This is a genomic window from Bradyrhizobium sp. Leo78 (assembly GCF_059512425.1).
On record NZ_JCAMOT010000004.1, the window covers coordinates 305,643 to 331,496 of the forward strand.

General features: G+C 60.8%; 16 protein-coding genes. 11 read left to right on the forward strand and 5 right to left on the reverse strand.

Annotation, left to right across the window (positions count from 1 at the left end; all coding sequences use genetic code 11):
* Positions 1 to 23 precede the first annotated feature (23 nt).
* Complete coding sequence (locus AC5ZG1_RS07935) at positions 24 to 1,568, reverse strand: hydantoinase B/oxoprolinase family protein (protein ID WP_496132494.1); 1,545 nt, start codon at positions 1,566 to 1,568, stop codon at positions 24 to 26.
* Entirely contained in the window at positions 1,565 to 3,646 is a 2,082-nt protein-coding gene (locus tag AC5ZG1_RS07940) for a hydantoinase/oxoprolinase family protein (RefSeq protein WP_496132495.1), read from the reverse strand. Before AC5ZG1_RS07940 ends, AC5ZG1_RS07935 begins: the two co-directional genes overlap by 4 nt.
* Before the next feature lie 325 nt (positions 3,647 to 3,971).
* Between AC5ZG1_RS07940 and AC5ZG1_RS07945 the strand changes: the two genes are divergently transcribed.
* The 4 genes from AC5ZG1_RS07945 (at position 3,972) to AC5ZG1_RS07960 (ending at position 9,892) form a co-directional block, all read left to right on the forward strand.
* Positions 3,972 to 4,976 (forward strand): aminopeptidase, encoded by a 1,005-nt coding sequence (locus tag AC5ZG1_RS07945; RefSeq protein WP_496132496.1) that lies wholly within the window; start codon positions 3,972 to 3,974, stop codon positions 4,974 to 4,976.
* Between the two features lie 74 nt (positions 4,977 to 5,050).
* Positions 5,051 to 6,289 (forward strand): aminotransferase class I/II-fold pyridoxal phosphate-dependent enzyme, encoded by a 1,239-nt coding sequence (locus AC5ZG1_RS07950; protein WP_496132497.1) that lies wholly within the window; start codon positions 5,051 to 5,053, stop codon positions 6,287 to 6,289.
* Positions 6,286 to 6,666, forward strand: a complete 381-nt coding sequence (locus tag AC5ZG1_RS07955; protein ID WP_496132498.1) for a RidA family protein — start codon at positions 6,286 to 6,288, stop codon at positions 6,664 to 6,666. Before AC5ZG1_RS07950 ends, AC5ZG1_RS07955 begins: the two co-directional genes overlap by 4 nt.
* 664 nt (positions 6,667 to 7,330) lie before the next feature.
* Complete coding sequence (locus tag AC5ZG1_RS07960) at positions 7,331 to 9,892, forward strand: ATP-binding protein (protein WP_496132499.1); 2,562 nt, start codon at positions 7,331 to 7,333, stop codon at positions 9,890 to 9,892.
* 43 nt (positions 9,893 to 9,935) lie between these two features.
* On the opposite strand, the gene AC5ZG1_RS07965 is transcribed toward AC5ZG1_RS07960, so the two are convergent.
* Positions 9,936 to 10,685 carry a GntR family transcriptional regulator gene (locus tag AC5ZG1_RS07965; protein ID WP_464344041.1) on the reverse strand — a complete coding sequence of 250 codons (750 nt, stop codon included), beginning with the start codon at positions 10,683 to 10,685 and terminating at the stop codon, positions 9,936 to 9,938.
* 141 nt (positions 10,686 to 10,826) lie between these two features.
* On the opposite strand from AC5ZG1_RS07965, the gene AC5ZG1_RS07970 reads away from it, so the two are divergent.
* From AC5ZG1_RS07970 to AC5ZG1_RS07980, 3 genes are all read left to right on the forward strand, one after another.
* Entirely contained in the window at positions 10,827 to 12,194 is a 1,368-nt protein-coding gene (locus AC5ZG1_RS07970) for a class-II fumarase/aspartase family protein (protein ID WP_496132500.1), read from the forward strand.
* 90 nt (positions 12,195 to 12,284) lie between these two features.
* Entirely contained in the window at positions 12,285 to 13,598 is a 1,314-nt protein-coding gene (locus tag AC5ZG1_RS07975) for a cation:dicarboxylate symporter family transporter (RefSeq protein WP_456643830.1), read from the forward strand.
* 52 nt (positions 13,599 to 13,650) lie between these two features.
* On the forward strand, positions 13,651 to 15,054 hold the full coding sequence (locus AC5ZG1_RS07980; RefSeq protein WP_496132501.1) for a class II fumarate hydratase: 1,404 nt from the start codon (positions 13,651 to 13,653) through the stop codon (positions 15,052 to 15,054).
* Positions 15,055 to 15,281: 227 nt separating this feature from the next.
* Here the strand turns inward: AC5ZG1_RS07980 and AC5ZG1_RS07985 are convergent, their stop codons facing one another.
* Positions 15,282 to 16,484: an aspartate kinase gene (locus AC5ZG1_RS07985; RefSeq protein ID WP_496132502.1), complete on the reverse strand. Its 1,203-nt coding sequence runs from the start codon at positions 16,482 to 16,484 to the stop codon at positions 15,282 to 15,284.
* A complete protein-coding gene (nagA, locus tag AC5ZG1_RS07990; protein ID WP_496132503.1) occupies positions 16,485 to 17,669 on the reverse strand; it encodes an N-acetylglucosamine-6-phosphate deacetylase in 1,185 nt (394 codons plus the stop codon). It abuts the gene before it with no gap.
* Positions 17,670 to 17,787: 118 nt separating this feature from the next.
* Between nagA and AC5ZG1_RS07995 the strand changes: the two genes are divergently transcribed.
* The 4 genes from AC5ZG1_RS07995 to AC5ZG1_RS08010 form a co-directional block, all read left to right on the forward strand.
* Positions 17,788 to 18,711 (forward strand): glucosamine kinase nucleotide-binding domain-containing protein, encoded by a 924-nt coding sequence (locus tag AC5ZG1_RS07995; protein WP_496132504.1) that lies wholly within the window; start codon positions 17,788 to 17,790, stop codon positions 18,709 to 18,711.
* Between the two features lie 19 nt (positions 18,712 to 18,730).
* On the forward strand, positions 18,731 to 19,687 hold the full coding sequence (locus AC5ZG1_RS08000; protein ID WP_496132505.1) for an N-acetylmuramic acid 6-phosphate etherase: 957 nt from the start codon (positions 18,731 to 18,733) through the stop codon (positions 19,685 to 19,687).
* Between the two features lie 11 nt (positions 19,688 to 19,698).
* Complete coding sequence (locus tag AC5ZG1_RS08005; RefSeq protein WP_496132516.1) at positions 19,699 to 20,697, forward strand: SIS domain-containing protein; 999 nt, start codon at positions 19,699 to 19,701, stop codon at positions 20,695 to 20,697.
* A 442-nt stretch (positions 20,698 to 21,139) separates the two neighbouring features.
* Positions 21,140 to 25,854, forward strand: a 4,715-nt coding sequence (locus AC5ZG1_RS08010; protein ID WP_496132506.1) for a N,N-dimethylformamidase beta subunit family domain-containing protein, incomplete at its 3' end; no start/stop codon positions are given.

The window sequence follows — 25,854 nt, forward strand, 5'->3', positions numbered from 1 at the left end:
AAACCTGTTGTTGTAATAACTTCCTAAATGGGTGCCGCGCCGAAGCCGCCGCCTCCTGGCGTCTCGAGCGTCAGCCGGGCGCCGGGCTGGACGATCAAAATCTCACGGGGATCCACCGGCGCGCCGTCGAGAAGAACCCGCCCTGTTGCTCCGTGCCCGCCTCCCTGCAATCCGGGGGCGGGAGTCCTGAGACGATCCGCCATGAAGGACACGGTGACCGGACTATCGGCGAGCAACAGGAGTTCGAACACCTGTCCGTCTCCGCCGCAATGCAGCCCACGGCCGCCGGTGCCTCGTCTCAGGGCGCGACGTTGGACGCGCACCGGAGCCTGGGATTCGATGACCTCGATCGGAGTGTTGGAAAGATTGCTCGGAAAACTCAGGGTCGGCAGACCAGCCCCGTTCGCACCGGCGCCCTGCCCTCCGTTGAGGAAAAAAGTGGACGTGAAGCGCTGGCCTTGGTGCTGTCCTGATAAATGAACGCACCACAAAGGCGAGCCAGACGCCGCCCGCACCTTGTTGGGTATGACAGGCGCGAGCGCGCCCATGACGGCTGGCGGAATGAGGTGCCCTGTCATGGCCCGTGCGCTGACCGCCGCGGGAAAACGTGGATTGAGGATTGAGCCCAGCGGAGCCGTGGCGGCAATGGGCCGGAACGAGCCATCGTTGTTGGGTACGTTCGGCGCCAGCACGCATTTGAGAGAGTAGGCCGTATACGCAAACGTGTAGATCGGAACGACGTTGATGGCCTTCGGCAATTGGAGCGATGAACCGGCATAGTCAACGCTCACGGCCTCGTCACCGACATCGATGCGACAGCGAATGACCACCGGCTCGACGAAGCCGTCGACGCTGATTTCATTTTCATAGGTGCCGTTCGGCAGGGCACGAATTGCGTCACGCATCGCGCCTTCAGCGCGGAGCTGCATTTCGTTTCCGACGGATGTCAGCTCGCAACCGGTATCTTCGAGCGTGTCGAGCAGCCGTCTTGCCAGCATCTTGTTCGCTGCGACCTGCGCCCACAGGTCGCCCATGACCTGATCAGGCACACGCACATTGTTGCGGATGATTTCGACCAATGTCTCGTTGGTGACGCCACCATCGACCAGCTTTGTCGGCGGAATGCGCAGCCCCTCTTCGAAAAGCTCCGCGGTGCTCGGCGAACGCAGCCGTCCGCCGATGTCGGGTGCATGGGCCGCTGTGCCGGAAAAGCCCACCAGCTCCTCGCCTCGGAAGATCGGAACCGCAACGTTGATGTCGGGAAGATGCCCGGTGCCGAGCCAAGGATCGTTTGTGATCATGACGTCGCCGGGACGCAGCTTCTCCCGCGGAAAAACCTTCAGGAAATGGCGAACCGTCGCCGGCAGCGTGCAGATGAAAGACGGAATGCTCTGGCTCGACTGAGCAAGCAATTGGCAATCGCGATCCAGCAGCACGACGGCATAGTCGTTGGACTCTCGTACGATTGTCGAGAATGACGTGCGCACCAGGGTTGCCGCAGCTTCATCCACGAGGCTGACCAAACGGGTCCACAGAATTTCCAGCGAAATCGGATCGATGCCGTTCATGGCCGAACCTCCAAATGAACGAGGACACTGAGATTCTTGAGAATCTCCACCCGAGCTGCCATTGGAACGACGATGGTTGATTCCTCTTCCTCCAGGATCAGCGGTCCTTCCACGCAGCAGCCCGCCGGCACGGCGTATCTTTCGTACACCGGCACCTCCTCGAAGGTGTCTGTCTCGGTCCTGAAGATGACTCTGCGAGCCTTGGGGCGGGCCGCGCCCCCGGGATCCTGCTTGGTCGGCCAGACGAAATGCCTGACGTCCTGACGGGTCGCGCCCACGACGCGCCACGTGACGGTTTCGGGCGTACCCGACGGCAACAACCCGCCATAGTTCTCTTGATATTTGCGCTGAAACGCATCCACGAGATCGGCCCTGAACGCTGCGTCCGGATTCCGGAAAGGGAATGCGACCGTGAGATTTGCGCCCTGGCCCGCATAGCGCATCTCGACCAGCAGTTGCCAATCAACCTCGGCGTCACGCGGCGCCGCTGCGCTCAACTCGGCCTCGGCATCGACCTTCAGGCCGGCAAGCACTCTCGCCAGCTCGGCCCAATCAATGGCATCGATTCGCGTCGACCGTGACCAGGACCGATCGACTCGCACCGGCGCAGCCAGAAAGCCAAGGCATGACCCCGTGCCGACGGCGATGGGAAAGAGCACCCTCGGGACGCGCAGCTTGCGTGCAATTTCCACCGCGTGAACAGGACCCGCACCTCCGGTTGCCACCAAGGTGAATTTGCGCGGATCTTGCGCTTTCTCCGCAATATGAACCCTGGCAGCCCCCGCCATCGCCTCGTTGACAACATTGAAGATCCCCTTGGCGACCGCCTCGGCCGAAAGCGTCAGACGCTCACCCAGAGTGCGAAGCGCTCGCATCGCCGCATCAAGATCGAGACGCATGCGCCCACCCAGAAAATAATCTGGATTGAGATATCCGAGCGCCAGATCAGCGTCTGTTACCGTGGGCTGTTGGCCGCCTTGGCCATAGCAGGCTGGACCCGGCTCCGCACCGGCGCTTTGCGGGCCGACGGTGAGCAACCCCAGCTCACTCGTCCTCGCGATGCTTCCGCCGCCCGCACCGATTTCAATGAGATCGATGCTGGCCACCAGAAGCGGAAAGCCACTGCCCTTCTTGAAGCGCCGCACGCGGGCAGCCTCGAAGACGTGCACAACAGAGGGAGCGCCAGAGAGGATCGTGCAAATCTTGGCGGTGGTGCCGCCCATATCAAAGGCCAGAATGTCATCGAAACCCGCGGCGCGGCCGGCGTTCGTCGCACTCAGCACACCGCCGGCGGGACCGGACTCGATCGTGGAGATCGGCACTTCCGCAGCCGCGGCCACCGAACTGGTACCGCCGCTCGATACCATGATGCGCAAGCTCGCATCGATTCCCGCCTGCCGCAGCCGGCTCTCCAGCTCACCGAGATATCGCCTGACGATTGGCTGCACATAAGCATTGGCGACGGTGGTCGTCGTCCGCTCATATTCGCGGATTTCGCCAGCGACCCGCGACGAGAGGCTCACGCACATTCCGGGAAAGGCATCACGGAGCGCCGCTCCAACTTCATTTTCGTTGGCCGCATTGACGCAGGAATGAAGAAGCGAGACGGCGATGGACTGCACATTGGCCGTCCGCAACTTCGCGACGAGATCGCCAAGCGCATCTTGGGGGCGCTTCAGAACTGCGCCGTCCGCCGTGGTGCGCTCAACGATCTCGAAGCGACGCTCGGCAGGAACCAGCGGCTCAGGCATCTCGATATCGAGATCATAGAGGTCATAGCGAACCTCGCGCCGGATATCGATCACGTCGGCTGTCCCCGCCGTGGCGACGAGCGCAGTGGGAACGCCTTTTCGCTCGATGAGTGAATTCGTGACGAGCGTGCTGCCGTGAATCACCTCCGCTACGTCGGCGGAGACATTTCGCTTCGCACGCGCCGCAACCGCCGCAAGCAGGTCATTGACGACATTGGAGAGTGCCTCGCCAGGGTCACTTGGGGTCGTCAAACGCTTGGCCAGGTAAACTCGACCGTCGGAGATTTTCTCGATCACGCCGTCGGTAAAGGTCCCGCCGATATCCACGGCAATACGATAGCCCATAAACTCGATCCTCCCGGCAACGCCTTCTGTGGGATATTATCTACATAAAAAACAATCTCGTGCAACCTCCGAGATGCGCTGAATTCCATCAATGCTTCAAAATTTCCGCTCCATTTGCGAGCAATATGCCTCACTTTTCGCCAGCTCGCTTTCTTCCCGCCTCAGAGCCATCTCTTGCAAAATGTTTTTTAACGAAATAAAAGACCATTGGTCGAATTGAGATGAACCAACCCGGGCGGACACCCGGTCGCGTGCATCGGCGGCTTCAGTCGTCGAATGCGACAAAAATCATGAAGGAGACGGTGACTTGGACAATCTGCTGATGCTGCGGGGCGCCCGCAAACTGGTGACGACGTGCGCGAATGTGCAGCCGGGGGAGGAAGTCGTAATCGTGACTGATTTCGCCGGGCATCGTGTCGCCGAAGCGGTCGCTGCGGCGGCACTCGAGCGTACCGACGCGGTCAACATCATTGTCATGCCGCCAAGGTCGATCGACGGAGAAGAGCCGACCAAGACAGTTGCTGCGGCCATGTCCGCGGCCAACGTCCTGTTCACGCCGGTCAAACAGTCAATCACTCATACCTATGCAACCCGCACCGCGATCGGAAATGGCGCGCGCGGCATCATGCTGTCGCAGTTCAATCCGAACATGCTGGTGACCGGTGGCATCAACGCCGATTTTGAAGCGATCCGGCCACTCTGCTTTAAAGTCGGCGAACTTCTCGCCAACTGCGACAAGGTGCATCTCACCACACCCGCAGGAACGGATTTGCGTCTCAGCCTGAAGGGCCGTCCCTCGAACCCGCATTGCGGCTTGGTTCGCAAGCCGGGCGACTTCACGACCGTGCCCAACATCGAATGCAGCTCCTCTCCCATTGAGGGGACTTCAGAAGGCGTAATTGTCGTGGACGCGAGCATCCCATATTACGGGGTCGGCCTCGTGAAGCAGCCGATAAAGTTCGATGTCGCCAATGGTCGCGTGACCAGGATCTCCGGCGGCTATCAGGCGGACTTCCTCGATCAACTGCTGGCCCGTCAGGGAGACCCGGCCGTCTACAACATCGCCCAGATATCGTTCGGCCTCAATCCGCATTGCCCCATGGAAGGCGTGATGCTGCACGACGAAGGCGTTTACGGGACGGCCCATATCGGCATCGGGACCAGTGTCCTGCTCGGCGGTGAGGTGAAGACCCTCACTCATTTCGATTCACTGATGTGGAAGCCGACCCTCTCGCTCGACGGCAAGGTCGTCCTGAAGGACGGCAAGTGGTTGTTGCCGGAAGCCGAAGTTATTCATAGCGGGCGCGCTTAGCCCGGATCCGTCGCGGTCAAGATCGCGGCGGATGCTCTCCTTGATATTATTCCCATCATCTCTGGAGAACCCAGATGCACGATCCTGCTCGACAAAGCGCGTCACAAGACCGTCTAGCTCGCTTGAGAATTTCTGGCCGCGCCGGCTTGGGAGGCAAATCAGTACGACAAGCGGATCTCGATTTGCTGGCCAAGGCCCCAGTCGGTTTTCTTGACACAACCCATTTCGACACCGTGAGGTTTCCGCCACCTCCCTGGGCCGACGAGACATTCGGCCGCGCCGCGCGCGATGGAGCTCTCGCCTACACGGGTTACCGCGGCCATCCCAACGTCCTCAAGAACGTGGCGGATAGCACGGGCAAGTTTATTGGGATCACGCTGCGCCCCGGCGAAAACGTGATCCTGACGCCCGGCACGCAAGGCGGATTGTTCGCGTCCCTGAGCGCGCTGGTGCAGGAAGGCGATCGTGTCGCTCTGATGGATCCGGACTATCTCTTCAGCGAACGGATTGTGCGTTTCCTTGGCGCAGAGCCGGGCCACGTTCCGCTGCATCTCGATGCCGGCGACCCACATCCGGACTTCGACGTCCTGGAAGCCGAATTTGCGAACCGCGGCGCTCGGCTGTTCGTATTCTCTCATCCGAACAATCCGTCTGGCGCAGTATTTTCGGAGGCAGTGATCGGCCGTATTGCGGAGCTGGCAAAGCGCTACGATGTCACTGTCCTGGTGGATGAACTCTATTCCAGGCTGATACACGAAGGATCTTTCACTCACCTGGCCGAGCAGCGCGGAATGTTTGAGCGTACAGTGACATTGCTGGGGCCGAGCAAGACCGAATCCTTGAGCGGCTATCGCCTTGGCGTGGTGGTTGCACCGGAGAAGATAGCTACGCGCATTGAGGACGTGCTGTCCGTCACTGCGCTGCGTGCGCCTGCTTATGCGCAGCACCTCCTCACTTGCTGGCTGCGCGACGACCATGCCTGGCTGGCGGAGCGAATGACCGCCTTCACCGCGCTAAGGACACTCACCGAGCAGAAGCTGTGTCAGCTTCCCTGGCTCAAGTGGCGGCCGCAACGTGGCACCGCCTATGCGTGGGTCGACGTCAGCGCCCTTGAACTGCCCGGGCCGGCCGTGGCCGAGGCTCTTCTCACGGAGGCTGGAGCGTTGGTCAGTCCCGGATACCAATTTGGCCCTGCAAGTGGTGGCCACTTTCGGGTTTGCTACGCGCGCGATGAGACCGAGTGGAGCTCAGCGCTGGATCGCATCGTTCGCACGCTGGACACGCTGAAGAAAAAGCGCGGGGCAGTTGCATGACGACCCGCCAGGCGATCTCGACCGTCGCGGCGCCCCCACCGGCGGGTCCCTATTCGCAGGCCATCAGCGCAGAAGGACGATTCGTCTTTCTTGCCGGCCAAACACCTCGGACAAGGGACGGGCGGCGCATCAGCGATGCGCCGTTCGTTGAGCAAGCTCGTCTTGCGCTCGACAACCTCGAAGCCGTGGCGCGTGCATCGGGTCTTTCGCTTCGGCACGCCGTGAAGATAAATGTCTATCTGCGGTCTCTCGAGGACATCCCCGCGTTCAATCAGCTGTTTGCGGAATATATTGGTGATCCACCACCGGCCCGCACGTTGACTCAGAGCAGCTTCATCGATTTCGCCGTCGAGATCGATGCCATCTTGCTGGCGTGACAAAAGATCGTGCTCAAACAAAGAGATGAGATCATGATCCGACTCCGTCGGATCATGATCTCATCGACCAATCGGTCCTGGCGTGGCGTCAGGCCAAACCGCTGCCGGTAGATTCGCGAAAATGCATTCGGCAAGCGGGCCGCAGAGTCGGGTGCGGTGCAGATTGTTGACCCAGCGTGCATTTCGAACGATGCCCATGCCATAGCAGCGCCTTCGATCCTCCAGCGGCGGCCCGCAAGCGGCCACGCTTGAAGCGTGGGGCGCACCCATCTTCTCATGCACCGTCTCTTGCCACGAACGCTTCGATGTTGGGTCGAGGATGAGTACGAGTCCCTCGTAACGCTCCTCCCAGCGGCGCTCCGTTTCAACTGTAACAAACAACGCGACGTTGGTCGTTGGCGCGACAAATATGGCACCACGGTGACAAAACTCGAAACACCGAAATCGCGCCGTAACAAAGCCGATGTACTGCCCTCCCCCAATTGGAACAGCAGAGAAGTAAGAGATGACACGAAGGCGACACGCACGACGTCCGCTGGTCGGTCGGACCGATTACCGTGATCGCGAAGCCAAGATGTGCTGCGGGCGTGACGCCCTGCACCGTCCTCGCGCGCCAAAGCTCTACAGCCTGCAACGTCAGATTTCTCGTCCTGGAAATTAGGCAGTGGCTTTATTGTTGCGGCTGTTTGCCCTGGTGGCGTTTGCCCTTCTGCCTGGAATCGCAATCCAGTTGTACAATGAGTTCGACCTCCGTTTCTCGCACCAAATGGAAGTGCAAGAGCTGGCGCTTGGTCTCGCCAAGCTCGCCGCCGCCGAGCAGCAGCAGATCATCCAAGGAATTCGCCAGGCATTGATTGCACTCTCGGAGCTTCCCGCGGTCAAGGCGAAGGACGCCCGCGGATGCGAGGCTTACCTCTCCAGAATCAAGCAGCGCTATCCGGAGTTCATTGATTTTATTGTGGTCGACATGAATGGCGATTCGTTCTGCGACTCGACCAGCGATTACAAGCCCACGACCGCCGCCGGGCGCGCCTACTTTGCCAACGTCCTGAAAACCAGCAAGTTTACCGTCGGAGAGTTCGCGCACGGCCGAGCGACCGGCCGCAACGTTCTCCACTTTGCCCTGCCATTCTACGACGAAGATGGCCACATGGGCGGCGTCGTAATAGCCGCCCTCAGCCTCGATTGGCTGGCTCATTATCTCGCCCAGAAGGGCCCGCCCCCCGGCGTCGCCCTCGCCATTAGAGACCGCAACGGCACGTACCTCGCACGCTATCCTCGTAACGACCAGTTCGTCGGCCGGAGGATACCCGATGACCGTTACTTGCACTCGGATCACTCGGGCACAACAACCGCGCGCGACATTGACGGTGTAGAACGGATCGTAGGCTACACGGCGCTGCAAGCAGACGCCGGAGAGATTTTTGTTACCTTCGGCGTCGACAAGACGCTGGCCTTCAGTCAGATCCAACGTCGTACGCGGCTAGGCATCCTTCTGATTGTCCTGGGCACGTCGGTGGTGCTGGCCTTGACCTGGTTTGGTGCCCGTCGGTTCATCCAGCATCCGCTGGGACAAATGGTTGATGCGGCCAACCAATGGCGGCTTGGCGACTACGCGCGTCGAGTGCATATCCGGGACAAAGGATCAGAGATTACCCGGGTCGCCGACGCATTCAACACCATGGCCGATGCGCTCGCGAACCGCGAACACGAGCTGCACGATGCCAAGGAGAAAGCCGAGCAGGCAGCGGCTCGGATCACGACGATATTCGAGAGCACGACCGACTGCGTCCTTATCGTCGATACAGGATGGTACATCACTTATCTGAACGAAAGGGCGAAGGCGCAGCTCGCGGTAGGATATGACCTCATCGGCATGAATCTGTGCGAGATCTTTCCGGATTGGACCGACAAAGACCTCTCGGCCCGAGCACATACGGCGATGTCGGAACAGAGCTCCGCGTCTGTCGAAACGTTCTTCCGAGATGTCTGGTACGCGGTCAATGCATTCCCATCCGGCGAAGGCATCGTCATCCTGTTTCGAGACATCACCGAACAGAAGCACGCCGTCGAGGCACGGCGCTTGATGGAAGAACAGCTTCATCAGAGCCAAAAAATGGAGGCCGTCGGTCAGCTCACGGGCGGCGTTGCCCACGACTTCAACAATTTGCTGATGGTGATTTCCGGCAATCTCGAACTTATCGAGAGCCGTACGGCAGACGACAAATGCGTCCAGAGACTCGCAGTAGCGGCGCGGAAGGCCGCCGACCGGGGTGCGAGCCTGACCGCGCAGCTTCTCGCTTTTTCCCGACGGCAGAAGCTGAACCCGAAGACCATTCACATTGATGCTCTCATTCGGGATTTTCAGGGACTGATCCTTCGCGCACTCGGGGACAGGTGCAAGATCAACCTTGTCGCGGATGATCAACTGTGGCCATGCCATCTTGACCCTGCGCAGCTGGAGACAGCACTCCTCAACCTGGCCCTGAACGCGCGCGACGCCATGCCGGACGGCGGCAGGCTGGATATCGAGGCACGAAATATAACCCTTGACGAGGGCGCCATTGCCGGCGTCGCGTCCGGATCGTACGTCAAGCTCTCCGTCACCGATACTGGCTGCGGCATGCCGCAAGACACGCTGGATCGGGTGTTCGAACCGTTTTTCACCACGAAGGAGGTCGGCAAAGGAACCGGGCTCGGCCTCAGCATGGTTTATGGGTTCGTCCGGCAATCCGGCGGCCATGTCGCCATCGAAAGCACGGTCGGAATGGGAACCACGGTCAGTCTCTATCTGCCCAGATCCGGCCAAGCGTCCGATGTGGGGAAGGATATCACCCAACTCCAGGACATAGCAGCAGGGTCAGGCAGGGTCCTCATGGTCGAAGATGATCACGACGTCATGGACGTCACGTCAGCAATACTGAGAGAGCTCGGCTATGAAGTCCTCTGCGCCCAAGATGGCGCCGACGCCATCCGGATTCTGAGGGATAACAAGAAACTGGATCTGCTATTCAGCGATATCATGATGCCGGGAGGCATCAGCGGTGTTGAACTGGCTCGCGAAGCGAAGCACCTCTGCAGCGGCATCAAGATTTTGCTCACTTCAGGCAACGCGGCAGACACTTTGTCGCGCCACGGGGCAGAGGGCGAGTTTCCCGTTATCGGCAAACCCTTCCGTCGCGCCGAGCTGGCGCAACATCTGCGGATGGTTATGGGCGCCGCCTGAAATCATCTCCTGCTGGGAATGTTTTAGCGCAATGCACGGAACCTCACTCCCGCTCCGAATCCTTCCGCATCAACCTAGTCGTGTAGCTATATCGATCGGCCGGGTGAATGCTGAGCGATACTTCGGCCATCTCGTTCGAGCTGAAGAGATATTGGCGCCGGATCGCAAGCGCGTGCGCGCCCGGCGTGGCCTTCAAAGGCTCCGCCATGTCATGGGACACGCCGACCGCACGGATATCCTGACGAATTTCGCTGAATCGCCGGCCGGATATCTTTTCCACCAGCGTGCCGAAGATGTCGCGATGGTCCTCCATCCTGGATCGAACCTCGCGCGCAAAAGCGTCGTCAATGTAGACATCAGTCCAGCAGATCGGAGTCTTCGTTGCATCGCCGGGGATCATGCGGAGGCTCGAAATGCGCAGCCAGCGACGCCCGGGCTGGCATCCGAGATCCCGTGCCAGCGCATCATCGGCGACGACCTCGGCAACCCGCTGGACGTGGCGTTCGGTTTCGACGCCGAACCGCTGCACGGCCTCTATGGATTCGAGCGCCTGGGTAAATCCGCCACCGCTGCGCTGCGGGGTCAGCGCTTCGACGCGGGTGCCTGCATTCCGCTTGCGGCTGACGAGGCCTGACGCCTGAAGTTCGCGCATTGCGGCACGCACCGTCGAGCGGCTCACGGCAAACTGTTCGGCCAGCTCGAACTCGTTGGGCAGAACCGAACCTATGGGATGTCGACCGCCCGCGATTGCCTCCGTGAGCAGGCGAGCAACGTAAGCGTAACGCGTTTCCACACCTGCCTCCGTTCTATCCGGTCAATGGAAGCCCAATGGGAGTGGGATTCGTCAAGAAAGGATGTTGACTCATCCTTTATGTACGTACATATTAATATGTAGGTACATAATATAACACAAGGATCCAAAGGGGGTCGACGGATGGGCAGCACAGTTTTCGATTCGGCTTTGTTTCGCGACATGTTCGGGACTGCCGAAATGCGGGCGGTCTTTGCCGACGATGCGCTCATCGCGCGCTATATCGAAGCCGAAGTCGCCCTTGCCCGTGCCCAGGCCCGATTGGGCGTGGTGCCGAAAGCCGCCGCCAACGCCATCGAGGCGGCTGCGCGCTCCATCAAGATCGACGTCGAAAAGCTGCGTCACGAAACCGAGATCGTCGGTTATCCCATCCTTCCGCTTGTGCATCAGCTTTCGGAAGCTGCGGGTGAAGCTGGTCGTTACGTTCATTGGGGGGCGACGACCCAGGACATCATGGACACGGCCAACGTTCTGCAGATCCGGGCAGCGCTTCAAATCGTTGCGCGTGACCTGCGCGAGGTCCGTGACATCCTGGCGACGATGGCGCGGAAATACCGCGACACGCCGATGGCCGGGCGAACCCATCTCCAGCAGGCGCTTCCAGTGACGTTCGGCTACAAGGCCGCGGTCTGGCTGTCCTCCATTAACCGGCATATCGAGCGCGTCGATCAGGCGCTGCCGCGTATCCTGCTTGGCGAATTCTCCGGGGCCGCCGGCACGCTTGCCTCTGTCGGCGCCGCCGGCCTCGAAATGCAGAAACTGTTCTGCGACGAGCTGGGACTGCATCAGCCGTCAATCACATGGCACGTCGCCCGGGATGGCATCGCTGAGTCCGTGACTTTGCTGGGCCTCATCACCGGCACATTGGGGAAGATCGCGACCGACGTGATGCTGATGTCGGCGTCGGAATTCGGCGAGGTCTCCGAGCCGTTCGTGCCTGGGCGTGGTGCCTCGTCGACGATGCCGCAGAAGCGCAATCCCATTTCCAGCGAGCTGATGCTCGCGGCGGCGAAGGCCGTGCGGCAGCACGTCGCCGCGATGCTTGACGGCATGATCCACGATTTCGAGCGGGCGACCGGCCCCTGGCATCTCGAATGGGTGGCGCTGCCGGAGAGCTTCCTGCTGACCGCCTCGTCGCTGGCCAACGCCAAGTTCATGCTCGCCGGCCTTGTCGTCCATGAGCGGCGAATGCTGGACAATCTCGATCTCACCCAAGGCCTCATCGTTGCGGAGGCCGTGATGATGGCCGCCGCGCCAAAGCTCGGGCGGCAAAAAGCGCACGACGTCGTCTATGACGCCTGCCGCAAGGCCATCGAAGGCGGCGGACAACTCGCCGACATTCTCGCTGATGTGCCGGAGATCGCCGAAGCTCTCGGTGGCAAGGATGCGATCAGGCGTCACTGCGATCCCGCGAACTATTTGGGCCTGTGCGGCCCGATGGTCGATCGCGTTTTGGACATTTCAGGCGCGAACGCCGCTCGCGACGACTGATATCGCCCGCGCCGAGCACCCGATCTCATTAATGCGCCGCAGAGCGCCGCTTCAGCCCAACAGATGACCCCGGAGGACACCATGGCCGCCATGGCGACAACGCAGCGCGACGACATCGCTCTCGAACAGACCGTCAAGCCAACGAAGAAGGCCCTGTGGAAGAACCTCGGTCTCCAGGTTGCCGTCAGCATGGTGCTCGGAATCATCGTTGGTCTTGTGTGGCCCGAATTCGGCGCTTCCCTGAAGATCCTCGGTGATATCTTCCTGCGGCTGATCAAGACGGCGGTCGCGCCGCTGGTTTTTCTCACGGTCGCCGTCGGCGTCGTCGCGGCCGGAGACATCAAACGGGTCGGCAAAGTCGGGCTGATCGCCATGATCTATTTCGAGATCGTCTCGACGATTGCACTGGCACTTGGCCTGCTGTTCGGAAATCTCGTCGGGGTCGGCAAGAACCTCGATCATATCACTGCACCGGCAACAGCGACCAAAGGCGCCGAAGCCGCGACGAAGGCTGCGGCAACCTCGCACACGACATTCGACCAGTTCCTGCTCAACGTCTTCCCGGACAATTTCGTCGGGGCCTTCGCGCGCGGCGAGTTGCTTCAGGTTCTCGTCATCGCCTTGATCTTCGGCTTCGGGCTGATGGCGCTCTCGCCGGAGAAGCGCGCCCCCATCGAGAGCGGACTGAACACGATCTCGACCGCGTTCTTCGAGTTCATCCACATCATCATGGCCCTGGCGCCGATTGGAACGTTCGGCGCCGTCGCCTATGCCGTCGGCTCCAATGGAACAGCCGTACTGATTTCGCTCGCATACTTCGTGCTGACGTTCTACGCCTTGGTTATCCTCTTCATTGTGGTGGTCCTCGGCGCAGTCTGCGCCATGTTCAGCATCAATATCTTCCGGCTGCTGCGTTACATCCGCGACGAAATCATCATCATGCTGGGCACCGCCTCCTCGGAAAGCGTGTTGCCGCGCCTGCTGGAGAAGCTGCCGGCGTATGGAGCCTCGAAGCAGACGGTCGGGCTCGTCCTGCCGACCGGATACGCCTTCAATCTCGACGGCACCTCCCTGTTCATGTCGATGGGCGTGATCTTTCTGGCCAATGCCTATGGCGTGCCGCTCAGTTGGGAGCAGGAAATCGGAATTCTCGCGATCATGCTTCTGACATCGAAGGGCGCGGCCACGGTCTCGGGTGGTTCCTTCGTCGTCTTCGCCGCGACCGTCACGGCATCCGGAATTCTGCCGGTCGACGGCCTCGCGCTGATCTTCGGCGTCTATCGCTTTCTCTCAATCGCGCTTGCGACGTGCAACGTCATCGGCAACACGGTGGCAACGGTGGTCGTCGCGAAACTGGCCGGAGAGTTCGACGAGACCGCCTGGAAGCGCGTCGAAACTGCCTAGCGCAAACTGAACTTAATCTCCGGTTTCGAGTCTCCACGGGAGGACAGCCAACGTGGTCCAGTCACGCATCGAACATGACGCATTTGGCGCCATCGAAGTGCCAGCCGATCGCTATTGGGGCGCGCAGACGCAACGCGCGCTTGGGGTATTTGAAGTCGGTGACGAGCGTTTTCCTGTGTGTCTGTTTCGCGCTTTTGCTGTGCAGAAGATCGCGGCGGCCCGTGCCAACGTTCGGCTTGGCGCGCTTGATCGGGCGATTGGCGAGCCGATCGAGCTGGCTGCCGTAGAACTGCGGGAGGGCCGCTTCGACGATCATTTTCCATTGACGATCTGGCAGACTGGTTCCGGCACGCAGACCAACATGAACGTCAACGAGGTCATTGCCAACCGCGCCAACGAAATGCTGGGTCAGCCACTCGGCACGAAGGCACCGATCCATCCCAACGATCACGTCAATTGCTCGCAGTCGTCCAACGACAGCTTTCCAACGGTGATGCACATTGCCGCCTCGCTGGAGATACGCGACCGCCTGCTGCCAGCTTTGAAAACGCTGCGCGACGAACTCGCGGCGAAGGCCGTATCTTTTTCGGACGTCGTGAAGATCGGACGCACGCATTTGATGGATGCGGTTCCCATGACGATGGGACAAGCTTTTCAGGCCTTCTACACCCAGATCGATAATTGCATGGCCCGGATCGACGATGCGTTGCCTCGCCTCCATGTCGTCGTGCAGGGCGGGACCGCGGTCGGATCCGGCCTCAACGCGGCCGCCGGCTTCGACGTGGCGTTCTGCGATGAACTGAGCGCATTGAGCGGCCTGGCCTTCACGTCCAATCGGAGCAAGTTTGAGGGGATGGGCGCACACGACACCCTGGTTGAAGTTTCCGGCACGCTCAACACGCTTGCAGTGTGCCTTCTCAAAGTCGCGAACGACATCCGGTTTCTGGGTTCAGGCCCGCGCTGCGGCCTGGGTGAGCTCGTCATCCCGCATGACGGACTGACCTCGTCCATCATGCCGGGCAAGCGGAACCCGACCATCGCAGAAGTGGTGACGCAGGCTGCGTTTCAGGTGATCGGCAATCACGCGACCGTCACGGCAGCGGGCGCGTCGGGTAACTTCGAGCTCAACGTCGCCAAACCCGTGCTGATCTACAACATCCTGCAGTCGATCCGGATTCTGGCGGACAGCAGCCGGACGTTTGCGGTGCGTCTCATTCATGATCTGGACATCGACCGGCAGCAGCTTGATCGAAACGTGTCGAACGCCCTTCTGCTCGCGACCGCTCTGAATCCGATCCTTGGTTACGACAAGGTCGCGAAGATCACCGCCAAGGCGTTGAGCGATTCCACGACACCGCGCGAATCTGCGGTGGCGCTCGATTTTCTTAGTGCCGAGGACTATGATCGTCACGTCGATCCGCATATCATGGCAGGGATCGGAAACAGAAACCGATAGGTGGCGATTTTAGTTCCAATGCGAACGATGAGCGCGATTCGGTCTCGCGGGCGATCGCGCTCCAGCGAGTCCACGCCTCCCCCAGATTCATAAGCGCGTCGCGGACACTAGCCAGCCAGTGTCATGTCGGACATGATACACACGGGTCGCTGCAATGCTGATATTATAATGTCGATGGTTTTGCGAACGCCCGGCTGTTCGTGACCGAGCTTAGCTCGCGCTCGGCTTTATGCGTGCTGGACAAGCGAATGCAGCGCCTTGACCGCGGCCTCGCGGTTCTCCACGGGGACGAACAGACTGACCGAATGCGGCGACAGCACGTAACTGTCGGGGACGATCCCGTGTTGTCCGAGAACCTGCAACGCCCTGAACGGCAATTCCGACGAAACGCCGCCGAAGCAGGTGAGACTGACCGAGCTTGAGGCTTCGCGCTGCTTGCGCAGGTCCTTGGCGTGCTCCAGCGTGCGGAGCAGGGCGTCGAGCCACTCGGTATCGCAGGCCACGGTCATGCTGGTTTTTCCGGCCGTGAAGTTCGAGGCGAGGAGCTGCGGCCAGGACAGGCTGTTTTGCTTGAGATGTTGCGCGAATACTTCGAAGCCATGATTGAGATCGTTGGAATCGATTTCCACGTGCTCGATGCGCGCCATCGAGTTGACGGCCAGAACCTTTCCGTTTTCCATGCCTGCAACCTCTTTCATCACTTGCGTGCTGTGTTCGACGCCGCCCCACCGCTTGATGACCAGCGGCACATCCTGACTTTGCGCCAGCTCTACGCTGCGAAAATGCAGGATCTTTGCACCCCAGAAACACATTTCGGACAGGGATGCGAAGTCCACTCGCCGCAGCGGCCTTGCATCCGGCACGATGCGCGGATCGGCCGAACAAATTCCGTCGACCTCTTTGATGATTTCACAGCGTTCGGCTTTCAGCGCCGCGGCCATCGCAACGGCCGTGGTGTCGCTGCCGCCCCGGCCGAGCGTGGTGATTTCCCGCGTCGCCGGGTTCACGCCCTGAAATCCTGCCAGCACCACGACGCGACCGCGATCAAGTTCCTCACGCACGCGAATGGGCCGGACATCCAGAATGCGTGCCGAGGAATGCGAGTCGTCGGTCATCACACCGGCCTGGCTGCCGGTGAAGCTGATCGCGGGTATGCCAAGGTCGGCAAGCGCCATGCTCATCAGGGACATGCTGATGCGCTCGCCGGTCGTCAGCAGCATGTCGAGTTCACGGCGATTGGGAGCAGGACTTACCTGATAGGCCATCTGGATCAACTGGTCGGTGGTCTTGCCCATGGCGGAGACAATCGCCACGACACGATGACCGCGGCCTTGCAGGTCGGCAAGACTGCGCGCGACCGCGCGAATTTTCTCCGGTGTTTCGAGACAGACACCGCCATATTTTTGCACGATGATGGGATGGTTGCGCATCTAACCTCGGTGAGAAGCCGCGCCCGTCTCGTCCATCGAACCGACACCGCCTATCCATGTGCCGACGACTTCAAAGTTCGGATTGAAGGCAACAAGGTCCGCGCGGTATCCAGGCGCGATCCGTCCAAGCTCGGACTCCAGGCCCAGAAATGAAGCGGGCGTCCGAGAGGCCATGATGAGGGCATCGAGAAGAGAGATTCCGGCGAGTTCAACAGCGTTGCGCACCGCCTCGATCATGGTGAGGTGAGCACCCGCGAGGGTGCCATCGGGGCCAGTCAGGCGATTTTCATGCAACGTGATCTGCCTTCCCTGCAGCGTGAATTGCCGGTCGTTCGTGCCCACGAGTGGCATGGCGTCAGTGACCAGCATCAATCGATCGCGTCCCTTGCAACGGAAGGCAACACGCAAACCGGCGCGGTCAACGTGGATGCCGTCGCAGATGATCCCTGCAAACAGCCGGTCATCCCAAAGCGCGGCGCCCACCAAGCCCGGCTCCCGGGCGTTCAACTGCGACATGGCATTGAACAGGTGGGTCACCCCCGAGACACCGCGATCGACCACCTGGCCGATTTCGGCTGCGGTGGCGTCGCTGTGGCCGGCCGCGATACGCAATCCGGCGCCAATCAATTCATCGATCATGGACGCGGGCACGCATTCCGGGGCCAAGGTCACAATGGAGCGGCCGCGGCCCCCAAAACTTTTGATCGCGGTGAGATCGCGCCGATCGGGCACGCGTATCTCGGCTTCCGGATGAATGCCCTTGCGAGACCTGTTGAGAGCCGGCCCTTCCAGATGAAAGCCGAGCACGCCGGGAATCGTCAGACAAGCCTGGGCGACTGCAGCCAATCGCTCGATGACCTCGCTGCGATCGGTGATGAGGGTCGGCAGGCAGCCCGTGGTCCCCTGCTTACGGTGCGCCTCAACGATGCGTCGAACGCCAGCCTCCGTCGGCTGGTCGTTGAGAAGAACGCCCCCGCCTCCGTTCACCTGGATGTCGATGAATCCGGGTGCAAGGATCGCGTCTGCGGGAAGGTGGATGGAGGCGTGTGCCGCCGCCTCGCCGAAGGTGATGCTTTCAATCCGCCCCTGCGATATCCTGACCGACCCCGGGCCGCGCATGTCGACACCATCAAAGATGTGTTGCGCGGCAATCGAGAGAGAGGCGGAAGACCCAGCGTGGCCCATCTGTATTGATCCGAGAATGGCAGTCACGGACTCGTGAGGCGAGTCTGGTACAACACCCCATATGTACACCAAGCGGCTTCGGGAGGGACCCGGAGCGAAACCCTGGCGTTAACTTTCCATGGGAACAAAAGGTACCACGTATCTCGGCATCGATGGCGGCGGAACCCGCTGCCGCGCCCGGATCGAGGACGAAAGCGGCAGGGCGGTCGGTGAAGCGAGCTCCGGACCTGCTACGACGCGGATCGGCTTCGAGAAGGCCTGGCGGTCCATCATGGAGGCCACCGAAGCGGCAGCCGCACAGGCCGGACTGACGCACGAGGATTTCGCGCGGATGCACGCCGGATTTGGCCTTGCCGGAATTGGTCGCCGGGGCGCGGAAGCGGCGCTCAACAAGATCGCGCATCCCTTTGCGTCTGTCATCTTCATCAGCGACGGCCTCGCGGCCTGTCTCGGCGCCCATAGCGGCGCAGACGGGGCTATTGTGGTAGCCGGTACAGGCTCGGTGGGTGTCGGCCTGATCGACGGCCGCGAAATCCGTCTCGGCGGTTACGGTTTTCCCGTGTCGGACGAAGGCAGCGGCGCTGACATCGGCCTGCAGGTTGTTCGATTGGCGCTGCGGGCCGCGGATCGCCGCGGCGAGCTGACCCCATTGCTTTCAGAGGTGCTGGGCGCATTCGATCATGATCCCTATCAGGCGGTGGCTTGGTCTGAAGAAGCCAGAGCCACGGACTACGCTGCGTTCGCGCCGATCGTGATGCGCCACGCCAACCAGGGCGATCCGGTCGGCCGTCGCATTGTCGAACGCGCGGCCGATGCCATTGGCGATCTGCTCGATCTGTTCCTGGCGAGAGGAGTTGACCGGCTCTCGCTGGTGGGCGGACTCGCGGATGCCATTACCCCCTGGCTGACGCCTGACCTGCGCGCTCGCCTGAGGCGTCCCGACGCCGACGCGGCGGCCGGCGCGTTGCTGGTGGCGCGAGGGCGGCTTGACCTGCCCAAAAGAGAAACCGACCATGAACAGGATTCAAAGTTCCGCGTTTGATGGCGCACGGATCAACTATATGGCCACCGAAGAAGTCGATCCCCGCTTTGCCGATCTTGATGCATGGTCGCTGACGTCAGCGATGGAAGCGATGTGGGAGGGCCAGCTTGCGGCAGTCGCGGCGATCGGCCATGCCCTCCCCGCGATCACTGCGGCGACCGAAGTGGCCAAGGCGGCGCTGGGCGATCGCGGACGCATTGTATATGTCGGCGCCGGCACCTCGGGCCGCGTGGCGGTCCAGGACGGCGCCGAGTTGCTGCCGACCTTCGCCTGGCCCAACGAGCGCGTCCGCTTCATCGTCGCCGGCGGAGACAGCGCGTTCGTCACCAGCGTCGAGGGCGCGGAGGATGATGTCGATGATGCGGTCACGCAAATCAATGCCGCGCGGCTCACACCGCACGACGTGGTGATCGCCGTTGCCGCCAGCGGGACAACACCATTCACGGTCGCGGCGCTGCAGCAGGCAGGCTCTTTCGGTGCCGTGACGATCGGCGTCGCCAACAATCCCGGCACCGCACTGCTGGCATCGGCAAAGTTTCCGATCTTGGTCGAGACCGGCTGCGAGCTGATCGCCGGCTCGACGCGGATGAAGGCGGGCACCGCGCAGAAGGTTGTGCTGAACCTGATCTCTTCAGGGATCATGCTGCGCCTTGGCCGGGTGTATCGCGGCATGATGGTGAACATGCAGCCGACCAATGCCAAGCTGAAGCGGCGCGCCGAGGCCATGGTGGCGCAAATCGCGCACTGTGATCCGTCCCACGCGGCACGCTCGCTTGAGCAGGCCGAGGGAGACATCAAGACGGCTAGCCTTCTGGCGTTGGGTGTCGACAGGGTTGATGCCGAGACCATCCTGAAAAACTGTGACGGCAACCTTCGGCACGTGTTTGCCGAGCTCGCCAAGGATAGTGACAAGGATGGTGACCGGCATCCCAAGGGAGCAGCGGCGCGCAAGCAAGGCGGAGAGATTGACCCGTGACAACATCCGCGATGGCGAGCGAAATCGGGGAAAGCGCGGATGTCGTCGCCAAGATTGTTCGTAACCGCCCCGCCACGCGCGACATCGCGCAGCGAATTGGGATTGGCTCCGCGCCCCTATGCGTTGTGTGCGGCCGGGGAAGCTCCGGGCATGCGGGGGTTTTCCTAAGATACCTTGTCGAGACGCGGCTTCGCCTTCCCGTTTCCGCCAGCGCCCCTTCGGTGATCACGGCATTTCGTACGCCCTTGATGCTGCGCGATGCGCTGTTCGTCGTAATCTCGCAATCCGGGCGCAGCCCGGATCTTGTCGCGGCGACCAGGTCGGCGCGATCAGCGGGCGCCCGCACCGTCGCCATCGTCAATGCGACGTCGTCGCCGGTGGCTGACGAAGCGGAGTTCGTCATTCCGATCGAAGCCGGCAAAGAACACTCCATAGCTGCGACCAAGACCGTGATCGGCTCGATGGCCGCGAGCGCCGGACTTGTTGCCGAGCTGGCGGAAGATCACGCGCTGCGGGCAGCCCTCGACAGGCTGCCCGAGCGCCTGCACCGCGCGCTGGCGCTCGACTGGTCCGGGATTGCCGATGATCTCGCCAAGGCGTCAGCCGTGTTTGTGGCGGCGCGGGGCCTGGGCCTGGGCTCGGCGCGGGAGATCGCGCTCAAACTTTCGGAAATCCTGCGCCTGCCTTCCATTGGTCTGAGCGCCGCCGAGCTGCAGCATGGGCCGCGGGCCGCGCTATCATCGCGCACGCCGGTTGTGATGATGCGCCTCATGGATGAAACGGCGGCCTCGGTGGACGCGCTGGCAGAAGAATTGCGCGAGCAGAAGATCGCGCTGCACCTATGCGGCGGTCCGCATGGCTCGCTGCCGTGGTTGGCGGAGGATGACCCCGCCACGGATCCGATCACCATGCTCGTTCCAGCCTATCGGATGATCGAGCAGACGGCGCGCACCTGCGGATTTGACCCGGATCGTCCCCCTCGCCTGAGCAAGATCACCGAGACGTTTTGACAGGTACTGCCGTTGACTGGCGACCGAAAGCTGGACCACCGCCGCGCCAGTTTCGCAGAACAAGCGACCTCATGAAAACGTAACAAATGCGACAAAGACCAAACGAACCAGCAAAATCAACGAATTCGCGGGTGTCCGCGTGCTCGACACGGTCTGGTTGCAGGTTGGTGTGATATTCAAATGATAACGAAACAATGGCGAGACAGGAGGCTCGATGCGGCCGCGACGGGCTTTTGCTGCAAACACCAGGAGCGTTAGCGACAGTCCGACAACTCCATCGCGCGAAAATTCATCCCTGATCCAGGCCTTACCTGTCTCTAACGTCGTCCCATTTTTGTGATTAATAAATTTTAAATATTTAATTGACGTCTAAATTAAACGAATTAAACATTTAAAACTGTGTCACTCCGAATACTAAATCGATTGTTCGAGGGTGATTGCCATGCTGACACAGACGCCGAGCCTTTTGTCTGGGGAGCCACTCCCTGTTCCTCTGCCGCCAGAGGCCGGGCTTTCTTCCGTGAACTCGACGCAGACTTCGAATGCGACCCCATCCGGCCCTCCTGTCGGTTCGAGCACTCCTGCGGATACCGGCAGCCTTACAGCGGACCCGCCGCCGAGTGATCTGCTCGCGACGACGTTGCCCGAGGCGGCGACGACGGCCAACTCAGAGGCGGAGTTCAATCCGCCGGCGTCCGAAACGGCGAGCGAGCCGAAGCAAGACCTGATGATGGCTCGAACGGTGCCCGACAACTTGGCCAACCTCCCTCCGAGCACGATCGCCCACTGGAGCAATCCGGGCGGCGGGTCCTGGAACGCCGCGACGAACTGGACTACCGGTGTCCCTGGGCGTGCCAATAACGTGGTGATGGATGCGGCTCGAGCTTATACCGTCACGAGCGCGAGCAGCGTCGACATAAACAACCTGGTCGTCCATTCAGGCGTGAATTTGTCGAGCAATCCGGGCACGCTCTTCACCGTCGAAGGCAGCGTAGCCGATAACGGAATCATCCGAGCCGGCCCGTCCGATGGAAACCAAATTTCCACCGTAGATATCAAAGGCAACGTCCACGGCACCGGATCGTTGCACATTTCAGACCAGGCAGTCCTCGAGATCGGAGGTGCTGTTTCCGGACAACTGACAAAGGGGTCGTTTTCCGGGATCATCGTATCTTTCGACGCGGCAAATGGTGAACTCGTCCTCGATGATTCGGCGCAGTTCCAGGGCCTGATCACAAGCTCGTCGCCGGGGGCGGCGCTTGCGGCGGGTCAGCTCATCGATCTGAAAGACCTTGCGTTCACCTCCTCGATGTCGACGTCTGTTCAGTACGACGTCACCTTAAACACCAGCAAAGTAAACTTCAGCAACGGTTCTACCGCCATCTCCTTGCTATTTTCCGGACAGCATTCGACCTGGACTCTGAATAGCGACGGGCATGGCGGCACCGTTGTCGCCGATCCCTCTGGCACGCATCCGTTGGAGGCGGCTCTTGCGCCGAGCAACATGGTCGGCGCGTCGTCCGCAACCCTGGCGCAGTCGGCCACAACAGACCCGACCGGTTCACCGGGAACGAATGCGTCCCCATCCGACCCTCTCGGTTCGAGCACTCCTGCGAATACCGGCAGCCTTACAGCGGACCCGCCGCCGAGCGATCTGCTCGCGACGACGTTGCCCGAGGCGGCGACGACAACGGCCAACTCAGAGGCGGAGTTCAACCCGCCGGCGTCCGAAACGGCGAGCGAGCCGAAGCAAGACCTGATGATGAGTCGAATGTTGCCGGACAACTTGGCGAACTTCGCTCCGAGCACGATCGCCCACTGGAGCAATCCGGGCGGCGGATCCTGGAATGTCGCGACGAACTGGACTACCGGTGTCCCTGGAGTTGCCAATAACGTGGTGATGGATGCGACTCGAGCTTATACCGTCACGAGCACGAGCAGCGTCGACATAAATAACCTGGTCGTCCATGCAGGCGTGACTCTGTCGAGCAATCCCGGCACGCTCTTCACCGTCGAAGGCAGCGTCGTCGATGCCGGAATCATCCGAGCCGGCCCGTCCGATGGAAACCAAATTTCCACCGTAGATATCAAGGGCAACGTCAACGGCACCGGATCGCTGCACATCTCAGACCAGGCGGTTCTCGAGATCGGAGGTGCTGTTTCCGGACGACTGACAAAGCGGTCATTTTCGGGGATAACCGTATCTTTCGACGCGGCAAATGGTGAGCTCGTCCTCGATCATTCGGCGCAGTTCCAGGGCCTGATCGCAAGCTCGTCGCCGGGGGCGGCGCTTGCGGCGGGTCAGCTCATCGATCTGAAGGACCTTGCGTTCACCTCGTCGATGTCGACGTCTGTTCAGTACGACGTGACCTCAAACACCAGCAAAGTGAACTTCAGCAACGGTTCTAGCACCGTCTCCTTGTTGTTTTCTGGAAAGGATTCGACCTGGACTCTGAATACCGACGGGCATGGCGGCACCGTTGTCGCCGATCCCTCTGGCACGAATCCGATCGTGCAGGAAAACCAGTTGCCGGGCACGCCGAGGAGCACCTGGTGGGTCAATCCAGGTGCCGATTCGACTAACCTCGAGGGATTCACGACCGCGATCAGCACCAATATAGGCGACACGGTGCAGTTCAAGATCGATGATCTGACGGGCAGCTCGAACTATCAAATCCAGATCTATCGACTTGGGTACTACGGAGGAAACGGCGCCCGTCTGGTGACCACGCTGCAACATCAGGGCACGGCCCCGGTCCAGCCGGCCCCGACCACGAACCCGGCGACCGGAGAGGTCGACGCCGGCAATTGGAGCGTCACTGATTCATGGTCCATTCCGACCACGGCCGTATCAGGCGTTTATGTCGCCAACGTCGTCCAAGGCACTCAAGTTTTCCAGATTCCGTTCGTCGTCAAGGATCCCAACTCCACAAGCGACATCGTCTTTCAGACGTCTGATGAGACCTGGCAGGCTTACAACGGTTGGGGCGGCGCCAGCCTATATGGAGGCAACGGTCCTTCCCAGGGCGGCGCGGCCTACGCGGTCAGTTACAACCGCCCGATCATGACCCGGGATGGAGTAGGTCTGTACGCAAATTCAGATGATAGTGTGTTTACAGGCGAATACCCCGCAATCTACTGGCTGGAAGAAAACGGCTACAACGTAAGCTACATTTCCGGCATGGATACAGCGACCAATGGCGCGTTGCTGCTCAACCACAAGGTGTTCATGGATGCCGGACACGACGAATATTGGACCGACAGCCAGGTCGCGAATGTTCAGGCCGCGGCAAACGCGGGCGTCAACCTCACGTTCCTCAGCGGCAACGAGATCTTCTGGCAAACCCAGTTCACACCGAGCATAGACAGTAGCAAGACAGCCAATCGCACACTGGTCACCTACAAGGACAGCCACTTTGAGCAATTGATCAACCCTAGCGGGCAGGGGACGGGCACCTTTGAGGCCCCCACCAATTGGGGCGGTGCCGCCATGCCGTCCAATGCGCTGACGGGAACGGTGTTCTCGGTTGACGAGAGCGGGAGTCTTGGGACCATCAAGATTCCCTACAGCATGACCCAGTTGCGTTTCTGGCGCAACACAAGCGTCGCGGCCACGACACCCGGCCAGACAGCTTCGCTGGAAAGCGGCCTGTTAGGATATGAATGGGACTCCTCGCCCGATAACGGCTTCATGCCTGCCGGCCTGATCGACCTCTCTTCGACGACAGTCCAGGAATCTACGGCGTTCAATACGGAGTTCGGGAACGTCGACACAAGCGGTACCGCAACCCACAATCTGGTCGAGTACCGTAATCCCACCAGTGGCGCGCTGGTGTTTGGGGCGGGCAGCGTGTTTTGGTCATGGGGCTTGTCAAACCAGCACGATTCTTCGCCGGACGGCAATCAGACAAACGCCGACCCGAATGTCCAACAGGCAATGGTGAATCTGTTTGCGGACATGGGCGTCCAGCCGCAGACGCTGCAGGCAAGTCTGGTGATCGCGAGCCAGTCGACCGATCACACCGCGCCAACGTCCAAGATCACCAGCGTGTCATCCTCGTCCGTGATCGAAGGCCAAACCGTGACCGTAAGCGGTACCGCGACTGACGTCGGCGGCGTGATTGGCGGCGTTCAGATTTCGACCGACGGTGGAAAGACGTGGCACGTGACGAGCGGTCAAGTTGGCACGCAAACAGTCAATTGGACCTACACTTTCAATGCGCCGGCCAAGGGGTCGTACGGTATCGAAACCCGAGCGGTCGATGACAGCCTAAATCTCGAGACACCGGGTTCCGGCGTGTCGTACACGGTTTCACCGTCCACGTCCCTCAACCTGTTCGGCTCGAGCGCCACGCCTGCTACGGCTGATGTAAGTGATCCACACGGCGTGGAAGTCGGTCTCAAGTTCACGTCAAGTACCAACGGCCAAATCACCGGGATCCGCTTCTATAAGGGGTCCCTGAACACCGGCGCCCATGTGGTTGATCTTTGGAGCGCCAGCGGCACACTGCTGGCGACCGCCACATCCACCAACGAGACCGCCAGTGGCTGGCAACAGGTCAGCTTCTCCAGTCCTGTGAACATTGTTGCAGGCACGACCTATGTCGCCTCGTACCACATGACCAATGGCCAATACTCAGATACGCCTTACTATTTCGACACGCTCCAAAATCCGACAAACGGATCTCTGTCCGCAACGGCTAACGGTCTGAATGGCGTTTTCGCCTATTCCTCAGGGAGTATCTTCCCCACTAATATCCCTGCCTCTGGCGACAACTACTGGGTCGATGTCGTCCTTAACGATACCGGCTCGACGACCGAGACGCCGCCGGTGCTGGTGACCCAGACCGCCAACCAGAATGCGGTCGTCGGCTCGGCCTTCTCGCTGACGCTGGCTGGCACCTTCAACGATCCCGATGGCGGTGCCCTCACCTATTCGGCAACCGGCCTGAACGGCGCGGCGCTCCCCTCATGGCTGACGTTCAACGCGGCGACGCAGACGTTCAGCGGCACGCCGGCATCGGCCAATGTCGGCACCCTTGGCGTCCAGGTTTCGGCCACCGATCCGGCCGGCCTCTCTGCCAGTGAGACCTTCAATATCGCCGTGACCACGACGTCCACGACGGTGAGCCTGTTCACCGCGTCCAGCACCCCGAC

Coding starts and splice junctions, on each gene's coding strand:
- AC5ZG1_RS07935 (WP_496132494.1), bottom strand. CDS start 1,568: ATGAACGGCATCGATCCGATTTCGCTGGAAATTCTGTGGACCCGTTTG.
- AC5ZG1_RS07950 (WP_496132497.1), top strand. CDS start 5,051: ATGCACGATCCTGCTCGACAAAGCGCGTCACAAGACCGTCTAGCTCGC.
- AC5ZG1_RS07955 (WP_496132498.1), top strand. CDS start 6,286: ATGACGACCCGCCAGGCGATCTCGACCGTCGCGGCGCCCCCACCGGCG.
- AC5ZG1_RS07970 (WP_496132500.1), top strand. CDS start 10,827: ATGGGCAGCACAGTTTTCGATTCGGCTTTGTTTCGCGACATGTTCGGG.
- AC5ZG1_RS07975 (WP_456643830.1), top strand. CDS start 12,285: ATGGCGACAACGCAGCGCGACGACATCGCTCTCGAACAGACCGTCAAG.
- AC5ZG1_RS07985 (WP_496132502.1), bottom strand. CDS start 16,484: ATGCGCAACCATCCCATCATCGTGCAAAAATATGGCGGTGTCTGTCTC.
- nagA (WP_496132503.1), bottom strand. CDS start 17,669: ATGGGCCACGCTGGGTCTTCCGCCTCTCTCTCGATTGCCGCGCAACAC.
- AC5ZG1_RS07995 (WP_496132504.1), top strand. CDS start 17,788: ATGGGAACAAAAGGTACCACGTATCTCGGCATCGATGGCGGCGGAACC.
- AC5ZG1_RS08000 (WP_496132505.1), top strand. CDS start 18,731: ATGGCCACCGAAGAAGTCGATCCCCGCTTTGCCGATCTTGATGCATGG.
- AC5ZG1_RS08005 (WP_496132516.1), top strand. CDS start 19,699: ATGGCGAGCGAAATCGGGGAAAGCGCGGATGTCGTCGCCAAGATTGTT.